This is a genomic window from Paenibacillus sp. MBLB1832 (assembly GCF_032271945.1).
Lineage (GTDB): Bacteria > Bacillota > Bacilli > Paenibacillales > NBRC-103111 > Paenibacillus_E > Paenibacillus_E roseopurpureus.
Genome location: NZ_CP130319.1, coordinates 3,906,385 through 3,928,144 on the forward strand (window position 1 = coordinate 3,906,385; position 21,760 = coordinate 3,928,144).

At 43.7% G+C, this 21,760-nt stretch carries 21 protein-coding genes and 1 pseudogene; 1 reads left to right on the plus strand and 21 read right to left on the minus strand.

The window, feature by feature from the left end; all coding sequences use genetic code 11:
* Positions 1 to 23: 23 nt before the first annotated feature.
* From MJB10_RS17540 to MJB10_RS17575, 8 genes and pseudogenes are all read right to left on the minus strand, one after another.
* Positions 24 to 737 (minus strand): polysaccharide deacetylase family protein, encoded by a 714-nt coding sequence (locus MJB10_RS17540; protein ID WP_314796756.1) that lies wholly within the window; start codon positions 735 to 737, stop codon positions 24 to 26.
* On the minus strand, positions 707 to 835 hold the full coding sequence (locus tag MJB10_RS17545; protein ID WP_314805879.1) for a hypothetical protein: 129 nt from the start codon (positions 833 to 835) through the stop codon (positions 707 to 709). The genes MJB10_RS17540 and MJB10_RS17545 overlap by 31 nt, the downstream gene beginning before the upstream one ends.
* A gap of 122 nt (positions 836 to 957) precedes the next feature.
* Positions 958 to 6,237 carry a hypothetical protein gene (locus MJB10_RS17550; RefSeq protein WP_314796758.1) on the minus strand — a complete coding sequence of 1,760 codons (5,280 nt, stop codon included), beginning with the start codon at positions 6,235 to 6,237 and terminating at the stop codon, positions 958 to 960.
* Positions 6,238 to 6,252: 15 nt separating this feature from the next.
* The gene (locus MJB10_RS17555; protein ID WP_314796759.1) at positions 6,253 to 7,812 is read right to left on the minus strand and encodes a hypothetical protein; all 1,560 of its coding nucleotides are present in this window, start codon (positions 7,810 to 7,812) and stop codon (positions 6,253 to 6,255) included.
* 583 nt (positions 7,813 to 8,395) lie between these two features.
* A pseudogene (locus tag MJB10_RS17560) lies at positions 8,396 to 8,542 on the minus strand (glyoxalase); the annotation flags it as partial.
* Between the two features lie 278 nt (positions 8,543 to 8,820).
* Positions 8,821 to 9,297 (minus strand): UPF0158 family protein, encoded by a 477-nt coding sequence (locus tag MJB10_RS17565; protein WP_314796760.1) that lies wholly within the window; start codon positions 9,295 to 9,297, stop codon positions 8,821 to 8,823.
* 70 nt (positions 9,298 to 9,367) lie between these two features.
* A complete protein-coding gene (locus MJB10_RS17570; protein ID WP_314796761.1) occupies positions 9,368 to 9,808 on the minus strand; it encodes a hypothetical protein in 441 nt (146 codons plus the stop codon).
* Positions 9,809 to 9,838: 30 nt separating this feature from the next.
* Positions 9,839 to 10,156 (minus strand): Imm32 family immunity protein, encoded by a 318-nt coding sequence (locus tag MJB10_RS17575; RefSeq protein ID WP_314796762.1) that lies wholly within the window; start codon positions 10,154 to 10,156, stop codon positions 9,839 to 9,841.
* Between the two features lie 211 nt (positions 10,157 to 10,367).
* On the opposite strand from MJB10_RS17575, the gene MJB10_RS17580 reads away from it, so the two are divergent.
* Complete coding sequence (locus MJB10_RS17580) at positions 10,368 to 10,640, plus strand: hypothetical protein (protein WP_314796764.1); 273 nt, start codon at positions 10,368 to 10,370, stop codon at positions 10,638 to 10,640.
* A 278-nt stretch (positions 10,641 to 10,918) separates the two neighbouring features.
* On the opposite strand, the gene MJB10_RS17585 is transcribed toward MJB10_RS17580, so the two are convergent.
* The 13 genes from MJB10_RS17585 to MJB10_RS17645 all read right to left on the minus strand — a co-directional run bounded on the left by MJB10_RS17585 (position 10,919) and on the right by MJB10_RS17645 (position 21,561).
* Positions 10,919 to 11,302, minus strand: coding sequence for a hypothetical protein (locus MJB10_RS17585; protein WP_314796765.1), 384 nt, complete (start codon positions 11,300 to 11,302; stop codon positions 10,919 to 10,921).
* 109 nt (positions 11,303 to 11,411) lie between these two features.
* Positions 11,412 to 12,338 (minus strand): TolB family protein, encoded by a 927-nt coding sequence (locus tag MJB10_RS17590; protein ID WP_314796766.1) that lies wholly within the window; start codon positions 12,336 to 12,338, stop codon positions 11,412 to 11,414.
* A gap of 199 nt (positions 12,339 to 12,537) precedes the next feature.
* Positions 12,538 to 14,547, minus strand: a complete 2,010-nt coding sequence (locus tag MJB10_RS17595) for a hypothetical protein (protein ID WP_314796767.1) — start codon at positions 14,545 to 14,547, stop codon at positions 12,538 to 12,540.
* Between the two features lie 170 nt (positions 14,548 to 14,717).
* Positions 14,718 to 14,996 carry a hypothetical protein gene (locus MJB10_RS17600; protein ID WP_314796769.1) on the minus strand — a complete coding sequence of 93 codons (279 nt, stop codon included), beginning with the start codon at positions 14,994 to 14,996 and terminating at the stop codon, positions 14,718 to 14,720.
* 194 nt (positions 14,997 to 15,190) lie between these two features.
* Positions 15,191 to 15,487 (minus strand): hypothetical protein, encoded by a 297-nt coding sequence (locus MJB10_RS17605; protein ID WP_314796771.1) that lies wholly within the window; start codon positions 15,485 to 15,487, stop codon positions 15,191 to 15,193.
* Positions 15,488 to 15,614: 127 nt separating this feature from the next.
* Positions 15,615 to 16,130 (minus strand): hypothetical protein, encoded by a 516-nt coding sequence (locus MJB10_RS17610; RefSeq protein ID WP_314796773.1) that lies wholly within the window; start codon positions 16,128 to 16,130, stop codon positions 15,615 to 15,617.
* 155 nt (positions 16,131 to 16,285) lie between these two features.
* The gene (locus MJB10_RS17615) at positions 16,286 to 16,576 is read right to left on the minus strand and encodes a hypothetical protein (protein WP_314796775.1); all 291 of its coding nucleotides are present in this window, start codon (positions 16,574 to 16,576) and stop codon (positions 16,286 to 16,288) included.
* 245 nt (positions 16,577 to 16,821) lie between these two features.
* Positions 16,822 to 17,397 carry a histidine phosphatase family protein gene (locus MJB10_RS17620; protein ID WP_314796776.1) on the minus strand — a complete coding sequence of 192 codons (576 nt, stop codon included), beginning with the start codon at positions 17,395 to 17,397 and terminating at the stop codon, positions 16,822 to 16,824.
* A gap of 97 nt (positions 17,398 to 17,494) precedes the next feature.
* On the minus strand, positions 17,495 to 17,842 hold the full coding sequence (locus MJB10_RS17625; RefSeq protein WP_314796778.1) for a hypothetical protein: 348 nt from the start codon (positions 17,840 to 17,842) through the stop codon (positions 17,495 to 17,497).
* A 143-nt stretch (positions 17,843 to 17,985) separates the two neighbouring features.
* Complete coding sequence (locus MJB10_RS17630; protein ID WP_314796780.1) at positions 17,986 to 18,636, minus strand: SMI1/KNR4 family protein; 651 nt, start codon at positions 18,634 to 18,636, stop codon at positions 17,986 to 17,988.
* A gap of 125 nt (positions 18,637 to 18,761) precedes the next feature.
* The gene (locus MJB10_RS17635; protein ID WP_314796781.1) at positions 18,762 to 19,232 is read right to left on the minus strand and encodes an SMI1/KNR4 family protein; all 471 of its coding nucleotides are present in this window, start codon (positions 19,230 to 19,232) and stop codon (positions 18,762 to 18,764) included.
* 217 nt (positions 19,233 to 19,449) lie between these two features.
* Positions 19,450 to 20,406 carry a prenyltransferase/squalene oxidase repeat-containing protein gene (locus MJB10_RS17640; protein WP_314796783.1) on the minus strand — a complete coding sequence of 319 codons (957 nt, stop codon included), beginning with the start codon at positions 20,404 to 20,406 and terminating at the stop codon, positions 19,450 to 19,452.
* Between the two features lie 237 nt (positions 20,407 to 20,643).
* Entirely contained in the window at positions 20,644 to 21,561 is a 918-nt protein-coding gene (locus MJB10_RS17645; RefSeq protein WP_314796784.1) for a DUF2167 domain-containing protein, read from the minus strand.
* Positions 21,562 to 21,760: the final 199 nt, after the last annotated feature.

The following is a 21,760-nucleotide window of genomic DNA, read 5'->3' on the forward strand; positions in this document are numbered from 1 at the left end:
CCATTAGGATTAACGGTTTTTCTCTAAGCTAGCTTCTGTGTAGTACCGCCTTCAATTTTAACTGTATCCCCATTCACGTTAATCCAAACTGGCTGGGCGCAAGGGTTGTGAACAATAGTATAATCCGAAGTAAATTGCAGCTGACGAATCGATTGAAGATAATTATAAATCTCGATATTGGTGGCGAACCAGATCTCGCTGTCTGTAGCGAGCTTTTCACAGATTGACTCCATCATTCCCCAGTTCTTGTCATGGTCAAACTCATAGCTGTGTCCCCAAACATAAAATAACCCGATGCCCTGCCAATACGGCAGCTTCAGGAAGTACTCCGCGCGTTCCAGTAAGCTGTTATTATGGTGAGTAGTGGGATGCCAGGTCAGGAATCGTTCTGGCAGGTGGTAGGAGGAATGCGATGCTGTGGTACGCGCATAGACCATACCAAGCTCTGCGAGAGTGTCCGCCACCTCGCTGGTATGTGTCCCAAATGGATAGGACATGCCTCGTATGGGATAGCCTACTAGCCTCTCTAATTCCTTGCGGTCCTCCATGATCTCCGCAATCAGTCTCTCGCGGGGCACCTGTGCCAGATGAGGGTGGCCTACGGTATGAACCGATACCTCATGACCATTATAAAGTGACTTCACTTCTTCTCTCGTAACAACATTCTCTCGCCCCAAAGCTCCTGAGTTTAAATGAAACGTCCCTTTTACCCCATATTGATTAAATAGGCCAACCAATTGTCTATCCTGAATTTTGCCGTCATCGTATTAAACGTGACGATCTTTGATGTTCCGCCTGGAAATCGGTCCAGAGCTACTTTCACTTTCACTTCCATGAGTAACCTCCCGAATACATATAATTGATACATATGCCAATTATAGCAGGAAAACCATTGAAGCCGGGCAGATTCGCCCGCTCCAATGGCTTTATAACAGTAATCTTGTACCTGCGCTCATTTTACTTGATTACAACGTCATCCACACGCACAGCTGTCCGGTTTGTCACAAGTCCGAACTTCCCTGAAGCAAAGGTTGAATCCGAAGCGGTCAATTGCTTGATACCGTCTACATAGAAGTCCAAACGGTTGCCATTAACAACAGCCTGGAAGGTATAGGTGGTACCTAGAGCTGCAGTGAAAGCTTTCGTCGCTAGCACCGTTTTGGTCCCACCAACTGACTTGCTGATTTCAAGGTTCCCGTTTACATACAAGAAGCTGTAGCGATTATTCGCGTCTGCCACCCGTGCCAAAATTCCAAACGTTGGTGCACCGCTGGTACCAAAGGCCGTCGGGGTGACTTTCGCAGAAGCCACAACATTCGTCCAGCTCCCCAAACCAGTGAAGGCAAAAGCCAACGCTTCCTTGTCCGATTGAACCAAAGCGTACGTAGCTTGCGAAACCGTCCAAGTCCCGCCGCTCAGCGACCAATTGGCCAGTGACGTTGTATCGAAGCTATTGGCATACAGCACAGCGCTCGATGAAAGTACAACTTCATTTGACGGCGTACCTTCTCCAGCCAAATTGTAGGCGCTCACTTTGACATAAGTGGGAGTCCCATACGTAATCCCAGTGACCGTATAGGCTGTCACATTCCCCAGATTGAGCGGAGCCCCATATACGCCGCTGCTTGAGCCTAGATACAGATTGTACCCGGCAGCTGCCGTCACCGCATTCCAATTCAGCTCAGCCAGGTTCTGCACAAGCACACCATTAAGTGCCGGAGAGGCAGGAGCTGTAGAAGGAATGAGTTCACTAACGGCCACGTTATCGAATTTGGAGGCACTGTATTCTGTTCCTGCTCCAATGGTTCCACGAAGTGTAGCGATTCCGTTGAGTCCTGTAAACAGCGCGGTCACTTCACCCGTCCGATCCGCAGAGACGGAGACTGATCCGTCAAAATTACGGACAATCTTGTACTGGATTTTCGCATCAGATTGGTTCGTATAGCTCACAGTGCCAACGGTTGATTCCGTGCCATTGATTCTTTTTAATATAGAAACTGCTGTCGGCTTAATCGCCAAATAATAATAATTACTACTGTCCACGTAGTCGAAATAAATCCGTGCGCGATTGACATCGCCATCACCAAGACGGTTAACATCGATCTGATAGCTGTAAGCGACCGGCAGCTTGACATCCGGATAGATGGCATTGACTGAAGTGAAAGACGGGTTAACCAGCGCACCGCTGCTTACATTCATCCCCCCCAGACTCCAGCCCTGCGCCTGACCGTCAGAGAAATCTTCGGAATAGCTGTTGAGTATCGGAACTGGCGCAGTTGGCGCCGGGAGTGCTGCATAAGCGCCAATATTGAAATTATCGAACCGCGAGGCGCTGTACAAGGTACCGACACTCAGCTTACCTCCGAACGGACTATACCCGATTTTGTTATAAAAGAGGGTTTCACTTACGCCGTTCTTAACCGCTGCCACGCTAACCGAACCATCGGTGTTCCGAGCAATCACATAGCGGATCGTCTGTCCATTGCCATGTTGAATCGCCTTGGAACCCGCATTGGATACGACGTTATTTACCTTTTTAATCAAGTCTAACGAAGTTGGACGAATCTCAAGCATGTAGTAATTCTGATCATCCACATCATCAAAATACACATAAGCACGGTTGCTGTCCGCCGAACCTCCTAATGTGACATCCGTCGTCATGGTAAAGCTTGTCGGCATCACACCATTATCATAAACAGCTTGTGTGACGGAGTAGGCAGGATTCCCCATCGCCCCCCCGCTTACCGTCATCGTACCAAGACTCCAGCCTTGCGCTTGCTCATCACTAAAATCCTCCTGATACCCCATCATGGACGGAATGGGGTCTGGCACATTGGTCAGCGGGGTGATCAGGACATTATCGAATTCAGAATCACTATAGGTAGTTTGAATGCCGACCTTGCCCCCTGGTAAGCGCAGATCTTTCACCCTATTATACAGAACAGTGGGTATTCCATCCTTGATCGCAGTAACGGTTATGAAGCCGCCATCTTCATATTTGACCTGAATCGTCGTCTTCTTATCACTCATATTAAAATTGCTAATCGTTGCCGAACCTGCAATTTTACCGTTTCCACCTTCAACCCGTGCGTTCAACGTAATCGTATTGGAACTTGTTGCTGTGTCCCACGAGCCAATGTCAAGGAAATAATAATTATCACTGTCCAAATAGTTGAAAACGATCTGTGCGCGATTATAGAGCCCTCCACCATTGACTTTGGCATCCACTTGATAGGTGTAATCACCCTTGTAGGTTTCTCCGTCATAAAGTGCTTTTGAGCTGGCCTCCCAAGACGTATGAAACTGCTTATTGCTGACGGAAGCATTCGTGAACAACCATTTCGGGGCAAAGTTGGTATCAAAATTTTGATTATATAGATGCCCTTGCGTAATCACCAGTGGCGGTTTCGGTGGCGGCGGTGTGCCGGGCACGTACGTTTTGGCCGGGTAGCCGGCCGTTGGCTCACTCTCTCCAGCCGTACCGGTGCGTGTTACGAAGTAAACATACGGTTTGTCCTTGACCACCGTGCTGTCCGTATAATCAGTTTGCGTCAAACCCGAAGCCAGCTGAACGGCATCCGACCAAAGCACTGTGTCGCTGCGATATACGCTGTAAGTTCCGTAACCGCCCTTCCATAGCAGACGAATCGAGGTTGGCTGCTCCATTACATAGAGAGGTTCCGGCCCTTGCGCATTCGGCTTCGCCTGCACAATCGCAGACTCCGTCTGATCGGTCAGATTCACCACTTTATAGTAGTAGATCGTACCATTCGTCACTTCGGTATCCACCAGCGTAGTGGAAGTGACTGGACCTGCAATTTTCTGATAAGGACCCGCTGCCGACAATCCGCGATATACCTCAAATGACTTATATGCTTTGTGTGCATCGTCAAACAAGTGACGCGTCCATAGACTCAAATCGGCGGTGTCGATTTGCCGAAGCCCTGTGATCTCATCCCCCGTCATGTCATAACGCAAGAGTGCTTCTTTATTCCCGTTATTCATGTAATTGGTCGCCATCTCAGCCACATTGCCCAGCGTCATGCGACCGTTGCCGTACCACTGAAGCTTGACCTGGCCGTTGCCCTCAGCCGCCTTGAGCACTGCCTTTGTGCTGTTGTTCACGCCAGGCGGCGCAATTTTCCATAGGCCATGGCACTGTCCGGCCACAAATGCGAATCGCGTCTTGGGATTCACTCGTACCCATGAAGCCTCCCTCGCGCCAATTAGACCGGTTTGAATCGCACTGTTCCGATCATTCCGCATAATAACGGACCAGGTTTGGCCGGCATCCGTAGACCGAGCCACGGCGGCATCACTGGCATACGTATCCGCTGAGCCTACCGCGTAGACGATACTTGGATCGATCGGATCAATCGCAACCGATTCAATACGTTTTCCGCCTAATTGGTCGGCAGGTACACGGGATGTGATGTCCGTTAACGTTTTCGCCGTGAGGTTATACTGGTATAGCTTGCCTTCCGTTGCAACATAGAGCGATTTGCGGACATGGTCCACCGCAATGTCTTTGACGGAACCACTCACCGCCGTTAACTTTGTCCAAGTGGCTCCATGATCGTAAGAAACAAGGACATTGCTGCCTTTTCCACCGTACAGCTCCTTCTGGCCTGTAAAGCTGGAGGTATACACGCCGCTGACATCATCCATTTTGTACCACGTATAGCCCTGATCCGAGCTGCGGTACTCACCGACGAACAAGTAATGATCATCTGTCGGGTCTGCAAACACGGTTTGTGCCCCGTTCACCATGATCTTAGCGCCATTGGCGTCTGTACCTAAATCAATTGCTGTGAAGGTGATCCCGCCATCCCGGCTTACCCGGATCGTACGCGGGGCTCCCCAACCTGCAGCCGAGGCGGAGATCAGCAGCTGCGGATTCACCGCCACCGCTCCGTATACGTAACCGCCGTAAGGCGTTCCGGTCGGGTTAATATTGCGCCAGGTTGCGCCCCCATCCTGGGTAAAAGCACCATTATAATCCTGGCTGCCGATATACAGAAGATCCGGGTCCTTCTCATTGAACTGGAATGCCCCGCCCACCATGATTCCGTTATAGCCGTTGTTCGCCCAGTCGAAATGAACGCCGCCGTCTGTGCTTTTAACAATCCAATCCCCGCCAAAGCCCCAGACTGTATCCGCTTGCACCGGACTCCAAACGAATTTATCCTGTCTGACATTCGGTGGTCCGAACGATTCCGTATTATCCTTCAGACTGGACAACCAGGTTCTGCCGCCGTCTGTCGAATAGTAGGGATGCGTTTGCTTGTATGCACCCGATACCTTGCTCATCGCATTGTCACTAATGACCATCTGATTCGGATTCACCGGAGAAATGCGTAAATTAATCGGATTTATAAGCGGAAAGTCCTCGGAAACTTTCACGAAAGCTTCCCCGCTGTCAGTTGACCGGTATACCCCGTCAGATTTAACGATATAGACCTCATCAGGTCTTGAAGCGATGACCTCTGTGCTAAGGACAGGCCCTGCTTCTTTTAACGTAAACGTCATGCCGCCGTCCGTACTCTTGAATAAACCATTCGCATTCGCAGCATAAACATAGCCATTCAGTGGATGGACCTTGATGATGCTTTGCCCGAATGCTGAGGAGTTCGGAATTTCCGTCCACGTCTCCCCGCCGTCCACGGATTTATACAGCGCAGGATGCTGCTCCGGGGAACCGGATGCTTTGGGCTCGTAGATTCTGCTGTAATACACAACCTTTGTGTAGCCTAACGCAGCATCGTAGCTAGAAGGATCGTAAGCCACCGAATCACGAAAGTCACGGTTGCCCGAAATATTATGCGTGAAAACAGGCTTCCAGCTCTTCGCCTTATCTGTTGACAGATACAACCCATTCTTTGGATGAGCTGTTCCATTCGCCCCCACAATAAGTACCCGATTGCTATTCTTCGGGTCAATGGCAATCATGTTGCCTCCCCGCGGTGTGAAGCCAATGCTGGACGGCTCCCACTGCTTGCCGCCGTTCTCCGTACGTATAATGCCGCCGACGTCCGATACCGCGACTAGAAACTGCCCGTTATCGCTATCAATGGCAAGGCCCTGCATCCACTGAAAGCCTTCGCCGCCGCTATTGCCGCGATCCAGGCTCTCCTCCGTCACCAGCGGCACCTGCTCCCACTGCTCCGCCCATACCGGAACAGCTGTTGTCAACAACAGGACCAGCAGCAGCCAGAACGCACCTAAATGTTTATTCACGATCAGCACCTCCCTTTAATCACGCAAGTTATCCATTTGACGTAAAAGCAAGTTAGCCAAATCCTCCGAGATCTGATTGCCCTTCCGGGTACGAATTTCGTCTACAAAGGATTTAAGCTGACCTCGCGCCAATTTATCGCTCAAGCTATTGGCAACGCCTTCATTCGTTATCAGCCTCTCCCTGATCAACCGCTTTAATAAAGCTTTAAGCGATTCCAGGTTAACTTTCGTTTCAAAAGTGGACGACTTGGATTGTGTATGTCCTGCCAGGTCCGTCGCACTGACGATTAACGTATGCTGACCGAGAGGCAGCTTGTACACGGCTATCGTCTCCCCCTGCTGGACAGGACGCCCATCGAGAAGTACGCTTGTTTTCGTCACATCTATGCCCGAGCCTGCGTCCATCACCGATACGTTTATGACCATATCCTGATCGATCCAATACACACCGTCCGGTGAAAGACTGATGTTGGTGTCAGGTGCAATCGTATCTACATTGACGTTGATCGTTTCCGTGCTGCCCACATTGCCTGCCGCATCTTTGGAGCGATACCCGATAGTCTGCTTGCCATCTCCAAGCTCAAGAGGCGCCGTAACTGTCGACCACTCGCCGTTATTCAGCTGCAGTTCCGTTTGCACGGCACCCGAAAAGGCATCATAGACGTTCAATGTAACGACTGGCTTCGTACGATACCAGCCGTTTGTTCCATCCGCAGCCGCAGGGGCGACAACGGCAGTTGTGATTGGAGCCGCTTTGTCGATTTTCACAGTCGCCGATTTCACCTGCTCCCGCAGACCACTTTCATCCACACTCCAATAATGAATAAGATGAGTGCCTTCCCCTGAGACCGCGACCTCAGTTCCTGTTAATGGCTCGCCGCCATCCATTATGTAGAACGTCGAAGCGACAGCGGAGCCTCGGCCCGTAGGCTGCAGATGAATCGTAACATCTTCATTAACCCAGCCTTGGGGAGCATCATCGGTTGTAACTGGCGGGAGATGCTGTATCAGCTGAATATTCGGGTTTATGGGGCCAAGCTGACCGCCCACTTCCCCCCAATAATTTCCCTCCGAATACACCAGCTGGGTCAATGTAAGAAGCGAAGGATCGCGGACTAGGAACGTCAATTTAACCAAATCCGCTTCCGCTTCAACCGCTTCCCCCACTCCCACTTGGGTTGCAACATAATCCAGCTGCCCAGGTACAGTCTCCCGGTAGCTTTGGAACCCGGTGACGTTCCCTTGAGCGTTCTGCCACTCCGTGCTCGTACCTTCGATCAAACCATTGCTGTCATGATCAAAATATTGAGGCACGATCGCTTGGTTTTGACCGCTTGTTGCCATGAGCTGAAGAACGTCGGGATCATAGTCAAGGTGAAATTGGACAGCGTAGAGGCCGCTAACTTGTTCCCCTTTTATCTTAACTTCCACAAACTGCTGCGAATGGGTCTGAACGGGCAAGCTGACTGTATTGGCTTCTGCCGAAGCTGACGGGACAGATCCTGCAAGACTTAATACTGTGAGAATAGAAAAGCTTAGCCATACCATTGATCTCTTCACGCCGAATGTTATCAATCGAATTCCCTCCTTCTAAAGCATCTCTTGATTTCATTAACACATCTCCGTGCAAATCCGCTACGACTTCATGAAATCGCTTTCTAAATTCATGTCATCCTCCTATGTGTAAGATTCATTGTGATTATAAAACAAACATACTTGGTAAAAACACGCAGGATTCTGCTATTTGTACTACAATACAAGCACGGAGGCATGCAATATGGATTTCCATCGCGACGTACAGACCTCTTCAGCGTCTTTTTTAATTTTTCCCAGGCTAATGAGTTGAACACATGCACTACTGCCCATTGGTAGGTTAGCAGATTAATAATCAGTTAATGTTCTGTAAATGACAAAATCACTCACCTATCTATCTCATTTACGATTACCCACCAAATAAACGCAAAAAATCGCTACATCTCTGCAGCGATAACCCCATTAAACTTCTCTTTTATTTAGTTCTTTGAATCCCAATCTATGTGGTCTCTCCAATCAGCCCAGTTAGGTTTTAGTTTGCTAACAAGCCATTCTCCTCCAAAAGTAATTGTACTTTCATGAGAAGCATAAATAATCCAATCCATTTTATCTGAACACTAGAAGCCCAAACTCCACCACGCTTTCTCAAGCTTTCAGGCTTAGGAATTTCTCTCCAACCAAGCAAGTCAGCAAAGAACATTTTCGCAGTTGATTCGCAACCTTCAGGAGCAGCCAATTGAACGTGATCAATCCCTAAAAAACTAAAAGACATATTCCCACCTCATATTGTTTCATTCAATGAAATCTTGTTTCATATTATAAAACAAATTTTACATTAATCTCTACTTAAAATCCACCAATATTTTCAAACTCTACTAGTTCAATGTCATCTGGTCCTACAGCAAATAATGCCCTAGTTATTCCACCTTCACCTATAAACTTTCAGAATTTCATTTTATCCATATTACCACAATCTATTGAAGATATCTGCCCGTTAACGTAACGAAGCTGCCGACTTATATCGCGGCAGCTGAAACTATATAACTGTTCTTAATCCAGGACTTCTATCTTGTGCTCCTTACACCATTCAATTACTATTTTTCTTATCTTACTCTCTTTGTATTTGTACCATTGATTGTCAACGCCAAGTTCTATAATTTTATCTTTAAATCTTCGAAAAGCTCCTCTTCCTTGTATGGTGTCATAAAGTTCTTCTCTATTTTTTTGATCTTTATGACTTATAATAAACTCCTCCATGATTTCATATTCATTGAAATGGTTTCTTAAAGTGAATTCCACGTAAGCCCCGTCTTCATCCTCAATTATACTGATAGCTTTCTCAATGTTCTCTGTTTGCCAGTCAGGATATTTTTCAAGTGGTTCTTCATCTTCTGCAGCTCTCATTTCTTCTCTCATTAATGTAATAACTTCACCTGTATTAGTGTGTATAAAAGTAAAAGTATCATCAATTTGAAGCTCAATCTCACTAATTAGATCATCCAACTTTACTGGTCTGTTATTCTTCAATTGATATTACCCCTTTCGATATATATAAACATCATTTCCCAAAAAACGTTCATCAAACTATAGTGTCTCTTTAGTTTAGCGCCTTTTTAAGCAGACTTAATTCTTCATCAAAACTCGAATGGTAATACTCATTCCATTCATCTTGATTAAATACCTTTACTTCAATATTCCTTCTCTTCGTTATGTACTCTTTTAATTGAATGTAACCACTGACGATCTTTGAAACGAGATTATCAAAATCACATATTCCATTAATCGTTTCTTTTGCTGATGCCTGAAATTCATCAGCATATACCAGTATTTTAATTCTTACTTTATTATCAGGTTCATTATATAAAAACCACTTATATATGGCAGGTTCACAATCCCATTCAAAACAGCTATACCCCTTCACCTCATCAGCATCGACAAACTCAGGTTTTAAACGAATGATTGCATCTACAAAATCGCCAAGGGAATCCGTTAAATAACTTGGTGTAATATAATGTTCATTGTTATCTATTTTTAACATGACTTTCCAACTGTTCCTCGCCATATTTATTTACTCTTCCAGATAAGAATCAATGGGACCAAAATCTCCGCAAGAAATTATTAGCTCAGCACTATTGGGCAGTGAGTAGAAGCCCATTGTTTGGGAAACATATCCTTTCTCACTGGGATCGACGTGTACATGATAGCCGTTTGTAAAATCATTATGAGCCAGTCTTAGTAATTCCTGTGCAAAACCAATTAATCCATTTTTACTTAAAGTGATCATCACTCCATTATTTTTTAAAATTTCAACCTGTCCTACGTTATCTTTGTTAGTAAACTCAGGAGTGTCATCATCAATATTTAAATTAACCACAACGGAATCCATGCTCTTCACCCCTATTAACGAGAATAAGCCAACGATCTCATTTTACCACAAATGAGCGTTGAACTAAGCTGCCCGTTAGGTGCGAAGTACCGTCCACGATCACTATTATCTTTAACCAAGGCTGACTACCTACTCCGCAAGGAAATTGAGAACGTTTTAGCGAATAAGAAATCTATAATGTCCGTTAAACCGGAAAGGAACTGTGTTGAAAATGAAATGCAAATTATTAAACGGCTTCGCAAAAATCGGCGATATTGTAACGTTGGTTAGTTACGGAAACGAAGAACGCTATTTATACAAAGTGATAGGATTTCAGCATTACAAAGGGACTGCACAAATCAAATACAGAAAAGTCAGTCCTACCACATTGGAATTGTTTCCTGACACCTTGGGTTCATGGATGAATTTTAAAGAAGCAGAAAAAGAACTGAAAATCATTCATACGTCAAAGAAATCAATTTGGAAAAGGCTATTTGGGGGGTAGCAAACAGAAAACATTTACATTTCTTTTGAACTAACCAGAGCGTTTCATAATAAAAGGCAACCAATCCACCTGGGTTGGCTGCCTTACTATGATATTATTAAACTATATCTCATATTTTGCGTGGTATCTTTCATAATCTTATTGTTTAGTATCGACTGGTTTCCATGTAACATCAATCGCTCTTTCTTTTCCTACATCTCCAAGCGGTTCATAACCTGTTGAGCCATATTTTCGAATTAAAGAGCTGTATTCTTCCTCGGTAATACTGACTTCTTTACCTAGGACATCTTTAGCACGAAAATGACTGATGTTTTATCATCTTTTTTGTCATCGCCATTCGTGAAAAGCTTGTCTATTGTAACTAATTTTCCATCCTTATCAATCTTGTAGAAAAATTCAGTAGCATGGCCCATGTGTCCCCACGCATCTTCTATTACACCGTTACCATCGATACCTTTTAACAAACGAAGATTGTGCCGGTCTTCTACTTGATTGATTGAAACAGGCTTTCCATTTTGCAAAGCATAAATCCCGGAAATAGACTTATCTGCTCCAATTAATAATTCCGGTGAACCATCGCCGTTTATATCATAGGAGGTATACATTAGTGTCGGTTTGGTGTTCCAACCAAAGTTATATGTACTCCCTTTTTTTAACTCCAACAGGGAATCTCCAATGAGATCCTTATCGAAAGAAGTATAGCCGCTCCGTTCAAGTGCTGCATACGCATTTATAATCGGTGCATATAACTCATGATCATCAGTTGTCGGGCTATTTACGTATTGGATCGGCTTTGGCTTTGGTTTGTTGGTTGCTTAAATCATACGCGAATTGTATATCCTGCCAATGAAGCTTGTTATTCTCTGCACTATACGTAGACACTCGGTAACCAATCGTTTTGGAGTCCAACCAACCAATTGCGAAGTAGTCCTTTGTTTCTGTTCCCTTCAACAGGACCGTGTTTTGGTGGGTCTCCATGTTGTAGAGTACTAGATCGAAGGGTTGTTCAGGTTTAATAAATTCGCCCTTCACCGTTTTTATGGCGGAATGCTGGTCATTCCCACTTGAATAAACAATATACTTGCCGTTTGGCGAAAAATACGCATGATTAAAGTATTCAAAAACTCCCACTAGATCAAGCGTTGTAGCCGAGTACAGGCTTCCTTCGTGAATAACGTAAGTGCCAGTATCGACAAATACATAATCATTGTTCGGTGACCAATACACATCTCCAGCTGTAAATTCTAAGTTTCCTATTGCAGATCGTGGCTTCTCATCCCCTACGTTCCAAATTTGGAGGGTCATGTCGTCATAAGGCGTAGGCGTACCAGTTTTACTCACCATATAAGCAATTGCTTTTTTATTGGGAGATTCGATAATATCGAAAACAGACTTGTCTTTTTTTAAGATTTCTTCAATTTTATCCAGTGAATATGGGTTTAAAGCTATTGAGTTTGTATTGTCCTTTGATACGGTAGAAATATCTAATTCCGATTTTAAAGGCTCTGTAGCAACTTTTGTAGATTCCGTAGGAGCTAATGGATTGACTGACTGAGGTGGTTTTACTAATTGACTTTCTAAAGGTGTTTGCGAGGTCTGCTGAGATGTAGGCTGTAATTCTATCGCTTTTTTGTTGCTTTCGCACCCCATTATAAGTACAAGTATCAAAATAATAACGCAAAATGTTCTTTGTTTCAAAAAGATCCCTCTTTACACTCAGTAAAAATCAAACTCTAATTATCATCCATATTTTAGCATAATCCATTGTAGAAAACTGCTCTTTACTTCAATGAATAAAAAGAGAGCTGCCGCGTGGCAAGCTCCCTCTCTATCGTTTTCCGTTTGTTGAATAATTGACAGACGCGAAATAGTACTCGAGCCCCGGCTGCAGCTTTATTCATTTTGGCACTTCCACAGAGAAAGCTTGCTTCCAGACGATCCGCTCACCAACACGGAGCACAGCGTTCAGCCGGTGCAGCCCAGGTACCAAGGTGCGAGAGGCATAAAGCCGGTACCAAACCGTGTTTGCTTGCTCCTCGGAACCAAATTTCTCTTGCAGAGAGTTCGGGCTACTTGAAGGCACCGCACCTTCCTCTTCAATTGATAGCAGCGCCGGCATACGTAAATTGCCTTTGCGCGTGCTCCATTGCTCGTAAAGCCACGCCTGCAATTCGAATCGCTCGTTAGCGTCGACCTTAGTCGGGAAATTGCCGAGCTCCACAGTGTAGTCTTTTTCTAGTAGCGAGTAATAATCAGGATTTTGCCAATTGTCTTGCGACAATCCGAAAAGGCTGCTCAAATCGTGAAGGCTCAAGTACCATTTACCACTCGAATCAATGGGTGGTTGGGATAGCTGTACAGTTCGCTCTGGGACATCGTGCCAGTAAATACGGGCTTCACGGTGACCTGCCTGGAGCACAAACATGTAATCACCCTTATCAATGGAAAGTGAATGAGTATAGTCATCTTGCTTCGACCGGTAACGAAACGCACTCGCAAGCTGGACCACTGAAAGGAAATCGGTGCCGTCATCGGAACGGTAACCAATATTTCGCTGTCCGAAAAGTGTCAGATCCTGACCTTGAGGGATAATCGTTACATAGCCGAGATGCCGTTCATTATATTCGATTTGAAGAGTCGCTTCAGGGACCTGAATCCTGTCCTTGTTCGAAAATGTCACCCAGACGCTACCTTCGGCTGTGTGGATTTTAACCCATTTTTCACCTGACGGTTCATCCCAATAAGCAAGAGCAGTTACTGTCTGAGCCAACAAGTTGGGCTTTTGCACTGAAAAATTGACTCCGGGATAGCGGAACTGCATTTTTTCTCCCATTAGCCTGATCTTCCATTGCACAGGAATTGCGTTCTCAGGCTCAGCTCTGTGCTTATTCACCCAGCCGGTTGTTCCTTGCGAAGTACGGACATGATCCCAGGTCCCGTTGAACGGATCCTGTATAGTTTCAAATGCCGTAACGGTGACGGCTTTCAATACGGCCAATTCTTGGTTATCTGTTGACCACACATCGGACAAGAGCGGGGTTTCCACCTTCAGATCCACTGTTTCATTCGTTTCCGAAATAATTGTCCCAGCGCCCCGCACCCATTTGTCTCCATCTGCCGTTTGTACAAGATAGCTACGATCATAGACCGTCGTTAATTCAGCAATAATCTTGTAATCGCCATTTCTTAGTCTTCCATCGGCAAGCTGATTGACGCCGGTGTGGTCATTATCTTGCAGCGCAGTGCCGACCTCAAGGTAGTAAGGCTCATTGTTGTAGTGTGCACGTTGAAATATTGGCTGAACAGTGCCTATCCTATTGATCGGAATGTGAATCCACAAATCGCCAAGCCATGTAGTGTGAATTTGAACCCAAGCTTTACCTATCCGGCTATCGCCGACAAACCATTTATCCTCGATCTTAACTACTTGCACTTCCTGAGGAGACAAAGAAGCAACTGACTCTAATTGGTCATTTTGGCTCTGATAAAGCGGGGTCTCCTCCGTCAGCATAATCGTGTCTGGTTTGGTAATAGCGATGTCCCACATAAAAGGACGCACCCAGCGGGGTCCATACATCGTGTCTATTTGCCACTGGGATGCACTATTGACCGACCAAGAGGCCTCTCCCTTTAACACACGTACTGTCTGTGGAGCAAAGACACCCTCAGCTTTCTCGTTGGGATCATCCGGGTTCGCATAATATGGAGTGTCTTTCAGAAGTTCGATCGATTCAGGAATTCGGAGACCTTCAGGAGCTTGCAACCCCGAGTATACAGTCCAATTGGCCATATTGACTAACGAAATCTCGGCCGCCTTTGCCGACTGTGGCAAGGCTCCAACCCACATCGCTGCAGCTAATGTAACTGTAGTTAATAAGTAGATGGGGAGCATTCTCTTATTCTTCATATCAGACACATCCTCAGATATATAATGAAACAGCGCACCTACTATATACGTACAATTTTGGAAAATGTTTCTTCACTACACGAAACAGGCTGCCGCGATTAGTTTCTGCGGCAACCTGTTTAAATGCTTATCGAACTATCGTTCGCCGTTAACTTAACACGGGGTGGGCGCTACTTCCCCGAAGCAATAGCAGTAATAATTCGAATAACTTGATATATCATAAATGAGGCGAATACAAGGACAGAAATAGTAGCAAATATTCTCTGAGGATTTTTATACCACTTTGGAAAATGGTCGATCCTTTTGGGTATTTGGAAACCCGAAACAATATCGACATGTTTGATTACATCGTTAAAGGGAGCCCTATCTTCAAGGGAACTCGTTTCGGTTTTATTCTCAGTAAGATGAAGCGTCTTGTCATTAAATGGATTATAGGAAGTATTTTTCATTTTAGACCTCCTCAAATTTCACTATCCATATTATAACATTTTTTATATGTGACAGGAAGGAACTAATAAACTAATCTGCCCGTTAACGTAATAAAGGCTGCCAATCATTGCTGTCGGCAGCCTTCTCCTGATGTTTATTGAGCTATCGTTACCCGTTAGCGGAACGCAACAAAGCACTTTATAAGTGTTTCCAGTTATTGTGGTTTAAGTTTGTTTTCAATAACAAAGAAATGATTAAAGACTCCAATTACTCTTATTTTATTGTTCTCGTCTCCAAAGATTTGGGTTTTTGCCATCATGAAAAATGGCAAGGAACGAATACGTTCAGACATTAAATCGAGGTTTGTATGAATGCATTTATTGCTAACCCTTTCACAATTCAATCCATGTTCTACTTGAAGATATGCATGATAGTCTTTTGAGCTTGGCTTTGTAGCTACCAGTATAATAAGTAACGAAATAATGGGTAGGATAATAAACCTTTTCTTCATTACGTCCCTCCCTCTAAGATTTTATGCAACGGAAAGAAAATAAAGGGGAATATTAGCTTATAAAAAGATACGCGTCAGGGAGGGTGTTGTTGCACTAAAGTTCTGCGTTAGTTGAATCGACTGTTTATTATATATCATTACATGCTATGCAACCATTCCAATATAGAAAAATTCCGTGCTTCTCACATTTCGGATATCCCTTTGGATTTTTAAACCTGGGGTCTACATTCTCTTCGTTAATCCACTCATCATATGCATTTTTATTAATATTCTCAGGCTCTAGAATTCTAACTAGTTCGATAAAATTATCTAGGTTTGCCCTGACTAATTCTTCATTTGGAGCATAGTCTAATGAATCCCATCCAACTCTTGATTTTGCCCCCATAACGACTTTCATTAAGAACTCTTTCTCCATTTCAAAATTAGTTTCATCCCAAGGCATATCCTCGACATCAAACCCACCATTTCCAAGACCTCTCACTTCAATATCGTGTTCCATAAGCCACAATATTAATTCTTTCTCTTTCTTCGTATTAGCTAATAATGTGCCACTCAATCCCAATACGGTAAGAAAGACGGTCAATCCTCCATTGCTCATTTTGAAATCTAGGTTATTAGAGCGATTGAAAATATAATTCCCCATGTCAGTCCTCCCTATATAAAACAAAAAACATCCTTGAAGATAACTGCTCGTTCACGGGGTGAAGGGCTGCTACGTGGCAGCCCTTCAATGTTTAACTATCTTCTCAAACCCTCGAACTATAGTTCTTTACGGTAGTTTAGGCTTTTTGATTATTTCTAAATTTTAGAGAGTACAACAGAAACAATTATTCCAGTGACTGAAATCCAAAACAGATATGATCTCAGAAGTTTTTTTATACGATATGGAGGTGTATTTGCCATTTTTGTGTGGTCATGATTCATTTGTAAGTCTGTTAAAGTAGACCCTGTTATTGCTTGTACCCCTGTGGAATTTGCGGCATTGATATAGTTAGACTCTCCACCGCTACCTGAAAAAAATATCATGACAGTAATCACCAAAAAACCTAGCGAGCCGATAAAAACATAATCTGATATTTGTTGCAGCATGTTTAGCGCTCCTCTCCTAGATGTACTTATATTTAATTATATGATAACTCTGGAATTAATTTCATTATTATCCCTATTAGTTGCAAATTTGTGATATCAATTACCCTTAATTATTTGGATAAAATAATCCGTACTTTTGAAGAAAACTGCCCGTTAGCTGAGAAGGCTGCTGATCATTGATCGTCGGCAGCCTTCTCATGTTTTGTCAGTGAACTCTCGTTCTGCGTGAGCTTAATCCACACTTGCTAAAGATGCTTGGTACAGTTGTATAATTGACATGCCCAATCGTTGTTAGTGTGCGTAAGTATAGTTAAAGAGGTATTATCTATATATGTTTCTTTGAATCGTTGCGGCAAAAGATGTTGCAATGACAAACCAATCAATGCTCCATGACTTACAATTAAAATTCTTTTATCAGTATGTTTGGAAATCTTTTCTTCAAGAAAACTTAGTCCACGCTTGGCGACCATTCGGAAATCTTCCATACCAAGATTTTGCTCACGCCAATTAACTCCCCAACGAGCGATGCGTTCTTCCTCGGTGGTACCTTCAATTAGACCACAATTAATTTCTCTAATACGATCGTCAATGAATACAGATTCTACTACTAAAGATTGCCTTATGATTTCAGCCGTTTGCCTAGCTCTCGTCAGATTACTGGAGAAAATAATATCCCATTCTTCTCTTGAAAGCCTATTAGCCAATGCAGTAGCTTGCTTTATTCCTTCTTCGTTCAAAGGTATATCAGAAACACCTTGAGCCTTGCCAAGATTATTCCATTCGGTCACTCCGTGCCTGATAAGCCCTACTGTGTTTGCCATTTCTGCCGCCCCTTATTGAATCCCGTTAAATACCCATTTCTATAGTACCATATATTGCAACTATCGTTTCTCGTTAGCGCAAATGGTTCCCACGCTATTAATATTCGCCATTGTATTCAACAAAACTCGTTTTTTTAATGAGAGAAATATGATAAGGTACATAGCGATTCTTTACATCTGGTAGTATATTTTCGATGAAATCAATTGCTGCTTGCACTATTTCATCATTTTTAAAGAAACTTTCATCTAAAAATCCGCTTAGCAATGCCGTATCTTTACCCTTATACTTCAAACATAGGTACCCGTGACCAGGATGAACATGAACTAAATTAATAATTTCATCTTCATGTTGTTCACTTTTTTTATCATAAAATCTTACCACTGTATTTCGGTCATTTAGGAACAGTTCAACATCACACGAGACGCATTTGTAAATAAACTTCATTCGTTCCTCCTTACTATCAAGGCACTTCGATAATCTGGGATGATTCAGCTATCGTTCCTAGTTACTTTAATAAAGGCTCAGTTAAAGATTAATGTTGATTTTCGGAACCAAAAACGAGCTAGAAAAAACAAGCTCGTTTTTAGCTATAAATCTAGTTTCATAATAGACCTGAATTCGATGGCTGCATGACCATCGGAAATAATGCCACTGTTTTTATTGGTTGTAAAAGGCAGCCATTGCCAGTCTTCAGCACCAACAAAAGCTATTTTTGACCATTTCTCAAGGAAATCAAGAAAATTATCTCCAATTTTATAACCATGACCTTCTCCATCATCGTGACTCAAATATACTACTGGAGGGTCTTCGCTTCCATTTAATTCAAACGCTATGTAATCACCATTTCCTACAGCAAGAAATGCTAATTTATTGTGCCAAACAACGTCATATTCATCTTCTGAATTAGGAAAGACATTTTCAATCCAACCTTTTCTGTCATCGTCAAATTCCTGTATTAGCTTAATCCCCCAGTGTGGAGTACCACAAAATATTCCGCGGAATTTTTCAGGTAACTTGAAATCGTCGGGCAGAAACCAACGAAAACTGAAATTTGAAGAGAATTCCAATAATGTCTTTCTAAAACTTGTGGGTAGTGGTACTCCTAATGTTCTTTCTACCTCTGAAACTTGAATTTCGGTTGCAGGCTCTTCTATCAGTATTTCTTGGACATCTCCACCAATTTCTCTAATTCGTTGAGCAATTAGTTCGATGCGTTGATTCAACTCATAATACTTCAATGATGACACTCCTAACCAACTAAGCAGAATTGAGACAACCTTAAGCTATCGTATGTTTCTTTAACGTCATATAAACAAGATGTAATTCTCATGTTGTTATCGAACTTTCGTTCCCCTTTGAAAAGTTATATGATTGCATTCTTTAATAAATCAGCTAAGCTCTCAGCTAACAGAACATTACTAAAATCATCATGGTATATTCGAAATACCTTTGGTTCTTCTGTAGTTAGATTGATAAAAATAGGGTCGCCGCTGCCATGTGAGCAAGTCGCTATATAAATATAACCGTCTTGTAATACTGAAATCCCAGGCTCATACTCAGTACATTCTTGAATTATGCTATTTACATCCCCCCACATCATATATGAAATTCCATCATAATCATCATCTGGTTCGTTTTCTTGGACTCCGAATTCAGCATCTATTATTGGGACGGTTGTATATAATTCATAAAACCACTCAGGTAATTTCGTTTTTAATTTGCGTTCTAACTCAATAATGTCGGCTTTACTTGCTATTTGCCCGACAAACTTTGGAAATTTAGTTTTGATCCTTTCAACTAAACTCTGAGCTTCAAAAATTATTTCGTTGGACATGATTATTTGCTCCCGTCTCTATGGAAGATCTACATGCCGAATGCATAATTTCGTGAATTTTCTAAGCATGTAGGTATTTGCGAAATGATTAAACTATCCTGCCCGTTTAATGGAGTGAAGGAGTGAAGGAGTGAAGGAGTGAAGGGCTGAGGCGACAGCCCTTCAGATGTTTAACTATAGTTTCCCGTTAGCTTAATCCATAGTATTGTTATTTTGTTTAAGCATTAGCACGTGTTGAATACCAAGCCAACACTCGTAAGGCGCGGAGAGTGTTCCAGCGACTAGGCTCGACTTCCACACCTTCCATGTCGAAGTGAACTCGATCGGAGTGAGGATTCTCCAGTGGCCATCTCCCGTTCTGGTCTTGTTTCTTAGCCACCATACCGACAGCCTCGGCGACCCGTTCATCGGGTTCGACACCAGCGCTGCGTAAGTAATCCAACCCCCGCAACAAGTCGTAATGCCACGTGGTCGGGAACGAGAAACTTGTCCAATTTGGATCGATCACTTCGCCGGATGACAGGGACCTCAACATGCGACGCTCCAGAAGGTACTCTTGTCCCCGAATGCGAGCTTCGGTCACCGCAACAGTTTCACCCTTAGCCTTCTCGTACTCTAATAGCCCTTCCAAGATACAGATGGTGCTGTGAAACGAAGATCGTCTACTTTTCGGAGCGTCGCAATTCCAGCCTCCGTCCTCAAGCTGCTCACCGAGGAGTCGATCGACCAGCCGATCACTTGCCTCTCCGAAGTAGGCTCCCACTCCGAGGATCCAACCATTGACACAGGGCTCGGTCTCGCCGTCGAAGTAGGGTAGGCCGCCCATTTGCTGCGGCCAGATGATATGATCACGCACAAGGCCGATCGATCTGCGTGCTTCCTCACCCAAGGGATCCAGGCCTAGATCCTTCAATAGCAGCAAGGTGTAGCTTGTGCATAGCCAGTTCCTGGCGTCGGCGTCACCGCCCCAATTGCCCTTGGAAGATTGCAGTTCGAGGACTCGGGCGCCCCAACCTTCCGTGGCAATCCGCGACCGCTCTGCAGCAACACGGTCATCGGTCTCTTCGGTTAGGTCACGCATTACCTGCCAACGAATTGCAGGATCCCCGTTAAGCAGCCACTCTAGTACCGATTTCTTTGGTTTCTGGATTTGCCATTCGGGATTTATTGTCATCTTGATTCCTCCTTACTTTGGTCACGTACATACTCCGTATCTTCTTTAGCTGCTTTCGACTATCGTTAACTAATTATCTTTTATATTCTTGATGCGACTAAACAATCCTGCCCAATAGCTTAACGCGGCTGACCGTTTTTACTGGCAACCGCGCACTTTTTGTTCAATGAGCTTTCGTTCTGTCATTTAGCGTGGAACACGGCAGTAAATCGGCATGGGCCGCCTTTTAGTCTTCTCCTATTGATTTATATCGTTGTGTTGCGTCTGTATCATAGTTTCATGACTTGCATTTATCTCTTTCTTTCGGAACAATTTCCACTTCAACCATCTCCAGCCTCCACCCAATATTGCTAGGATCAGGATCCAAAACTTTTTGAAAATCAGGAGTATTACTGCGAGTAATCCGACTTTTTTGGCAACAGCGAGTCCTACTCCGCCCAGAATTAATGCGGTGAGACCAAATTTCGATACTTTGTCGGTAGATGGATTAAAATCTTCATATCGCTGCCCTGTTTTTTGTGTAATTTTTGGTAACACTCCGCTTGCCACCAATTGCTGATCCTGATTACGATGGGTAGGATCCGTCACCAATATAGCTGAAATATAACCAGTTCGGGTTAGGATTCGTTCATCATAGTTGACCAACTCATGACCTGACTGCTTCTCTCGTGCCGCAAGCGACCAAGTAAGACTATGGAGCTTTTCATCATAAAAGGGCTTTACGTCCCATCCTGTTACCTCTAGCTGTCGATCTATAGGCAGGTGGGAATTCTGATTTTCCGTCCCCTTACGATAACTATCAAGTAGATTGTTAGCATCAATCTTTGTTTTTTCATCATCTTTGATGTGACCGGATTCGGTATATTCCAAATAAAGTGCCCACTTCTGGTTAGGATCTACCGGATAAACGCTGCCGATTTCATTTCCTGAGGGAATATCTTGGTATGATTTCATAATGGTTTTAGTGTCTTCCCCATTCAAAAACACAAATTCTTTACCCAGATCCAGCGTGCTAGTTGAGCCGAGATCGACAACAACCCCGCCTTTGATCCAATTCACTTTAGGTGTTGTGGGTGCAGGAGTTTCCGCTGCAATTACAATCCATGGCAAGACGAATATCAAGATCAAACTTAGCACGAAAATTCTTTTTAGCATATTATATTTCCTTTTTCCAGCGAGAGTCTTACACATCGAAATATTCCCCCAGTATTTGTAATTTCAATCATACATTTTCGATATTTTTTTCCATTTTCCTCCTACTGTTTAATTATTTATGGTAGATATGTATAAACCCACTATTTCAGTTGTTTGAAGTAAATAAAGGTTAGACTGCAGTTGTTGATTTAACGTGGTT

Excerpts from the sequence above, each read along its gene's own strand:
- MJB10_RS17545 (WP_314805879.1), bottom strand. The coding sequence starts at position 835 with ATGGAAGTGAAAGTGAAAGTAGCTCTGGACCGATTTCCAGGCGGAACA.
- MJB10_RS17570 (WP_314796761.1), bottom strand. The coding sequence starts at position 9,808 with ATGTTAAAAATAGATAACAATGAACATTATATTACACCAAGTTATTTA.
- MJB10_RS17575 (WP_314796762.1), bottom strand. The coding sequence starts at position 10,156 with ATGGATTCCGTTGTGGTTAATTTAAATATTGATGATGACACTCCTGAG.
- MJB10_RS17580 (WP_314796764.1), top strand. The coding sequence starts at position 10,368 with ATGAAATGCAAATTATTAAACGGCTTCGCAAAAATCGGCGATATTGTA.
- MJB10_RS17595 (WP_314796767.1), bottom strand. The coding sequence starts at position 14,547 with ATGAAGAATAAGAGAATGCTCCCCATCTACTTATTAACTACAGTTACA.
- MJB10_RS17600 (WP_314796769.1), bottom strand. The coding sequence starts at position 14,996 with ATGAAAAATACTTCCTATAATCCATTTAATGACAAGACGCTTCATCTT.
- MJB10_RS17605 (WP_314796771.1), bottom strand. The coding sequence starts at position 15,487 with ATGAAGAAAAGGTTTATTATCCTACCCATTATTTCGTTACTTATTATA.
- MJB10_RS17610 (WP_314796773.1), bottom strand. The coding sequence starts at position 16,130 with ATGGGGAATTATATTTTCAATCGCTCTAATAACCTAGATTTCAAAATG.
- MJB10_RS17615 (WP_314796775.1), bottom strand. The coding sequence starts at position 16,576 with ATGCTGCAACAAATATCAGATTATGTTTTTATCGGCTCGCTAGGTTTT.
- MJB10_RS17620 (WP_314796776.1), bottom strand. The coding sequence starts at position 17,397 with ATGGCAAACACAGTAGGGCTTATCAGGCACGGAGTGACCGAATGGAAT.
- MJB10_RS17625 (WP_314796778.1), bottom strand. The coding sequence starts at position 17,842 with ATGAAGTTTATTTACAAATGCGTCTCGTGTGATGTTGAACTGTTCCTA.
- MJB10_RS17635 (WP_314796781.1), bottom strand. The coding sequence starts at position 19,232 with ATGTCCAACGAAATAATTTTTGAAGCTCAGAGTTTAGTTGAAAGGATC.
- MJB10_RS17640 (WP_314796783.1), bottom strand. The coding sequence starts at position 20,406 with ATGACAATAAATCCCGAATGGCAAATCCAGAAACCAAAGAAATCGGTA.
- MJB10_RS17645 (WP_314796784.1), bottom strand. The coding sequence starts at position 21,561 with ATGCTAAAAAGAATTTTCGTGCTAAGTTTGATCTTGATATTCGTCTTG.